This is a genomic window from Zobellia sp. 1_MG-2023 (assembly GCF_030549125.1).
In the GTDB taxonomy this organism is placed as follows: Bacteria; Bacteroidota; Bacteroidia; order Flavobacteriales; family Flavobacteriaceae; genus Zobellia; species Zobellia russellii.
The window spans coordinates 1-5,461 of record NZ_JAUOSY010000018.1; the positions used below are offsets into that span (position 1 = coordinate 1).

The following is a 5,461-nucleotide window of genomic DNA, read 5'->3' on the forward strand; positions in this document are numbered from 1 at the left end:
GGGAAACCTTTTTGTTCCGGTGAATTACGAAACAACATACAGATTAGAGTTTAAGATTTTTATTTTAGGATGAGAGTCGGGGCCGGGAAATTTTCGGGGTTGAAAGACTTATAACATATAATGAAACAACGATGAAGAGTTTGATCCTGGCTCAGGATGAACGCTAGCGGCAGGCCTAACACATGCAAGTCGAGGGGTAACAAGTCTAGCTTGCTAGATGTTGACGACCGGCGCACGGGTGCGCAACGCGTATACAATCTGCCCCCTACTGTGGGATAGCCCAGAGAAATTTGGATTAATACCACATGGTACCATATTACGGCATCGTATTTATGGTTAAAGGTTACGGTAGGGGATGAGTATGCGTCCCATTAGTTAGTTGGCGAGGTAACGGCTCACCAAGACCGCGATGGGTAGGGGCCCTGAGAGGGGGATCCCCCACACTGGTACTGAGACACGGACCAGACTCCTACGGGAGGCAGCAGTGAGGAATATTGGACAATGGGCGGGAGCCTGATCCAGCCATGCCGCGTGCAGGAAGAATGCCCTATGGGTAGTAAACTGCTTTTATACGGGAAGAAAAAGGGCTACGTGTAGCCCACTGACGGTACCGTAAGAATAAGGACCGGCTAACTCCGTGCCAGCAGCCGCGGTAATACGGAGGGTCCGAGCGTTATCCGGAATTATTGGGTTTAAAGGGTCCGTAGGCGGGCCGATAAGTCAGGGGTGAAAGTCTGCCGCTCAACGGTAGAATTGCCTTTGATACTGTCGGTCTTGAGTTATGGTGAAGTTGGCGGAATATGTAGTGTAGCGGTGAAATGCATAGATATTACATAGAACACCGATTGCGAAGGCAGCTGACTAACCATCGACTGACGCTGATGGACGAAAGCGTGGGGAGCGAACAGGATTAGATACCCTGGTAGTCCACGCCGTAAACGATGGATACTAGCTGTCCGGGTCCTTGAGACCTGGGCGGCCAAGCGAAAGTGATAAGTATCCCACCTGGGGAGTACGTTCGCAAGAATGAAACTCAAAGGAATTGACGGGGGCCCGCACAAGCGGTGGAGCATGTGGTTTAATTCGATGATACGCGAGGAACCTTACCAGGGCTTAAATGCATATTGACAGGGTCAGAGATGACTTTTCCTTCGGGCAATTTGCAAGGTGCTGCATGGTTGTCGTCAGCTCGTGCCGTGAGGTGTCAGGTTAAGTCCTATAACGAGCGCAACCCCTACCGTTAGTTGCCAGCGAGTCATGTCGGGGACTCTAACGGGACTGCCGGTGCAAACCGTGAGGAAGGTGGGGACGACGTCAAATCATCACGGCCCTTACGTCCTGGGCCACACACGTGCTACAATGGCCGGTACAGCGGGAAGCCATGCGGTAACGCAGAGCGGATCCACAAAACCGGTCACAGTTCGGATCGGGGTCTGCAACTCGACCCCGTGAAGCTGGAATCGCTAGTAATCGGATATCAGCCATGATCCGGTGAATACGTTCCCGGGCCTTGTACACACCGCCCGTCAAGCCATGGAAGCCGGGAGTGCCTGAAGTCCGTCACCGCAAGGAGCGGCCTAGGGCAAGATCGGTAACTAGGGCTAAGTCGTAACAAGGTAGCCGTACCGGAAGGTGCGGCTGGAACACCTCCTTTCTAGAGCTTCGGCCTTCGGAATTGTCAAGGGCCCCGACGCCTCGTTCTAAATATTCAAGTCGTACAACATCTGTAAGTATAGGATAGAGTCTCCACATTAATAATATAAGATACCTCTTTTGGTACGGAGTACAAAGAGTGGTAGGGACAGTCCCATAGCTCAGCTGGTTAGAGCGCTACACTGATAATGTAGAGGTCGGCAGTTCGAGTCTGCCTGGGACTACAGAGGGCACCTTTTGTTAGGTGCGCACGTTCATTGAGAATAAAATTGAATAGGAAATTCTAGAAGTTGAGTAGTAGTTGGAAGTACTGACTACTGACTACTATATGCTAACTACTAGTATATGGGGGATTAGCTCAGCTGGCTAGAGCGCCTGCCTTGCACGCAGGAGGTCATCGGTTCGACTCCGATATTCTCCACCAGGCGGTGCCTGGGGACAATTGATTTGTCTTCAAGTATTGCATGAGTGGCCACAAGGGTAATTTTTAATTGTCCGTGGCGACTCGCCACAAGTTCATTGACATATTGGGACAGGACGTATATCTTTCGGGATATATGTACTGAAGAAAAAGAAAACACGAATTTTTTAAGTAAAGAGTACGAAATACGAATAGAACAAAAGGTCTGGCGACAAGCTAGATAAGGGCGTATGGGGAATGCCTAGGCTCTCAGAGGCGATGAAGGACGCGATAAGCTGCGAAAAGCTGCGGGGATCGGCACATACGATATGATCCGCAGGTATCCGAATGGGGCAACCCGTTATACTGAAGGTATAACATCCGCAAGGAGGCAAACCCGGTGAACTGAAACATCTAAGTAGCCGGAGGAGGAGAAAACAAAAGTGATTCCGGGAGTAGCGGCGAGCGAAACCGGATTAGTCCAAACCGTACATGTTCCGGCATGTGCGGGGTTGTAGGACCGCGACGTTCGAACAGCGATGAACTAGAACAGGTTGGAAAGCCTGGCCATAGACGGTGATAGCCCGGTATAGGTAAAGACCTGCAAGATAGCGGTATCCTGAGTAGCGCGGGGCACGTGAAACCCTGTGTGAAACCGGCGGGACCATCCGCCAAGACTAAATACTCCTGAGAGACCGATAGTGAACCAGTACCGTGAGGGAAAGGTGAAAAGAACCGTGAACAACGGAGTGAAAAAGATCCTGAAACCATACGCTTACAAGCGGTCGGAGCCCTTCGGGGTGACGGCGTGCCTTTTGCATAATGAGCCTACGAGTTACTTTTACTAGCAAGGTTAAGGACTTCAGGTCCGGAGCCGTAGCGAAAGCGAGTCTTAACAGGGCGCCATAGTTAGTAGTAGTAGACGCGAAACCGTGCGATCTACCCATGGGCAGGTTGAAGCTGTGGTAACACATAGTGGAGGACCGAACCCGTTGACGTTGAAAAGTCTTGGGATGACCTGTGGGTAGGGGTGAAAGGCCAATCAAGCTCGGAAATAGCTCGTACTCCCCGAAATGCATTTAGGTGCAGCGTGTAGATAGTTTTATAGAGGTAGAGCTACTGATTGGATGCGGGGGCTTCACCGCCTACCAATTCCTGACAAACTCCGAATGCTATAAAACGTTTCTGCGCAGTGAGGGCATGGGTGCTAAGGTCCATGTCCGAGAGGGAAAGAACCCAGACCATCGGCTAAGGTCCCAAAATATATGCTAAGTTGAAAAAACGCGGTGGAACTGCATTGACAGCCAGGATGTTGGCTTGGAAGCAGCCATTCATTTAAAGAGTGCGTAACAGCTCACTGGTCGAGCGGTTCCGCATGGATAATGATCGGGCATAAGCATATTACCGAAGCCATGGCTTTGTATTTATACAAGGGGTAGGGGAGCATTGTAGTGCCGTTGAAGGTGTACCTGCGAGGGATGCTGGAGGAGCTACAAACGAAAATGTAGGCATAAGTAACGATAATGCGGGCGAGAAACCCGCACGCCGAAAGACCAAGGTTTCCCCAGCTATGCTAATCAGCTGGGGGTCAGTCGGGACCTAACGCGGACCCGAAGGGGGAAGTGGATGGACAAGCAGTTAATATTCTGCTACCCGCACATCATTGAAAGCGACGGAGGCGAGAAGTTGGTGCGTGCAGACGGAATTGCACGTTGAAGCGAGTGGTAACACCGCGATAGTACACCGAGGCTACGGCCAAGGTGATAATCCAGCGTATCGACTTCCAAGAAAAGCGAGATGTGCGGCCCGTACCGTAAACCGACACAGGTGGTTGGGATGAGTATTCTAAGGCGCTCGAGAGATTCATGGCTAAGGAACTAGGCAAAATAGACCCGTAACTTCGGGAGAAGGGTCGCCCATCTTTTAGATGGGCCGCAGTGAAGAGGTCCAGGCGACTGTTTATCAAAAACACAGGGCTCTGCAAAATCGAGAGATGAAGTATAGGGCCTGACACCTGCCCGGTGCTGGAAGGTTAAGGGGAGATGTGAATCCTTCGGGAGGAAGCATTGAACTGAAGCCCCAGTAAACGGCGGCCGTAACTATAACGGTCCTAAGGTAGCGAAATTCCTTGTCGGGTAAGTTCCGACCTGCACGAATGGTGCAACGATCTGGACACTGTCTCGGCCATGAGCTCGGTGAAATTGTAGTATCGGTGAAGATGCCGGTTACCCGCAGTGGGACGAAAAGACCCCGTGCACCTTTACTATAGCTTCGTATTGACCTTGGTCAAGCAATGTGTAGGATAGCTGGGAGACTTTGAAGGCGCACCGCCAGGTGTGTTGGAGTCACCGTTGAAATACCAGCCTTTGCTTGTCCGGGGCCTAACCCTCCAAGAGGGAACAGTGCGTGGTGGGTAGTTTGACTGGGGTGGTCGCCTCCAAAAGAGTAACGGAGGCTTCTAAAGGTGCCCTCAGTACGGTCGGCAATCGTACGTAGAGTGCAATGGCACAAGGGCGCTTGACTGTGAGACATACAGGTCGAACAGGTTGGAAACAAGAGCATAGTGATCCGGTGGTTCCGCATGGAAGGGCCATCGCTCAAAGGATAAAAGGTACGCCGGGGATAACAGGCTGATCTCCCCCAAGAGCTCATATCGACGGGGGGGTTTGGCACCTCGATGTCGGCTCGTCACATCCTGGGGCTGGAGAAGGTCCCAAGGGTTGGGCTGTTCGCCCATTAAAGTGGCACGCGAGCTGGGTTCAGAACGTCGTGAGACAGTTCGGTCTCTATCTACTGCGGGCGTTAGAAATTCGAGCGGACCTGGCCCTAGTACGAGAGGACCGGGCCGGACCGACCGCTGGTGCACCGGTTGTCCCGCCAGGGGCATTGCCGGGTAGCTATGTCGGGATTGGATAAGCGCTGAAAGCATATAAGCGCGAAACCAACCGCAAGATGAGATTTCTTTAAAGGACCGTGGGAGACGACCACGTCGATAGGCCATAGGTGCAAGGGCAGTAATGTCCGTAGCCGAGTGGTACTAATTGTCCGTACGGCTTGCGCAACATAAGTCCCTTTCCCGCCCTGTGCGGGGAAGGGCGACAACCTTTTCTCTATGACTTTCGACCTTTTTACTTAAAGGGAACGCTGTTTTCCCCTCTTCATACCTGTCCCATTATTATGTCATACTTCGGCCGCTGCGATAGCGAAAAGGCCAAGTATCAAGATATCCAAAATTTAGGTGGCCATGGCGGCGGGGCCCACCCCTTTCCATTCCGAACAGGGAAGTTAAGCCCGCCAGCGCCGATGGTACTGCCAATAGGTGGGAGAGTAGGAAGCCGCCTTGCTTCGAGGTCCCGATCAGTTTTACTGGTCGGGACCTTTTTTTTTGTCCCGTCCCGAACGGTGGGA

General features: G+C 52.0%; 2 tRNA genes and 3 rRNA genes. All 5 read left to right on the forward strand.

Going from position 1 to position 5,461, the window contains the following annotated elements:
- Positions 1-128: 128 nt before the first annotated feature.
- The 5 genes from Q4597_RS19605 to rrf all read left to right on the forward strand — a co-directional run bounded on the left by Q4597_RS19605 (position 129) and on the right by rrf (position 5,397).
- Positions 129-1,654: ribosomal RNA gene (locus tag Q4597_RS19605) — 16S ribosomal RNA — on the forward strand.
- A 149-nt stretch (positions 1,655-1,803) separates the two neighbouring features.
- Positions 1,804-1,877: transfer RNA gene (locus Q4597_RS19610), tRNA-Ile, on the forward strand.
- Between the two features lie 123 nt (positions 1,878-2,000).
- Positions 2,001-2,077: transfer RNA gene (locus tag Q4597_RS19615), tRNA-Ala, on the forward strand.
- Positions 2,078-2,282: 205 nt separating this feature from the next.
- Positions 2,283-5,115: ribosomal RNA gene (locus Q4597_RS19620) — 23S ribosomal RNA — on the forward strand.
- Positions 5,116-5,287: 172 nt separating this feature from the next.
- Positions 5,288-5,397: ribosomal RNA gene (gene rrf / locus Q4597_RS19625) — 5S ribosomal RNA — on the forward strand.
- The 16S, 23S and 5S rRNA genes sit together here with 2 tRNA genes alongside, the layout of an rRNA operon.
- The last annotated feature ends 64 nt before the right edge of the window (positions 5,398-5,461 follow it).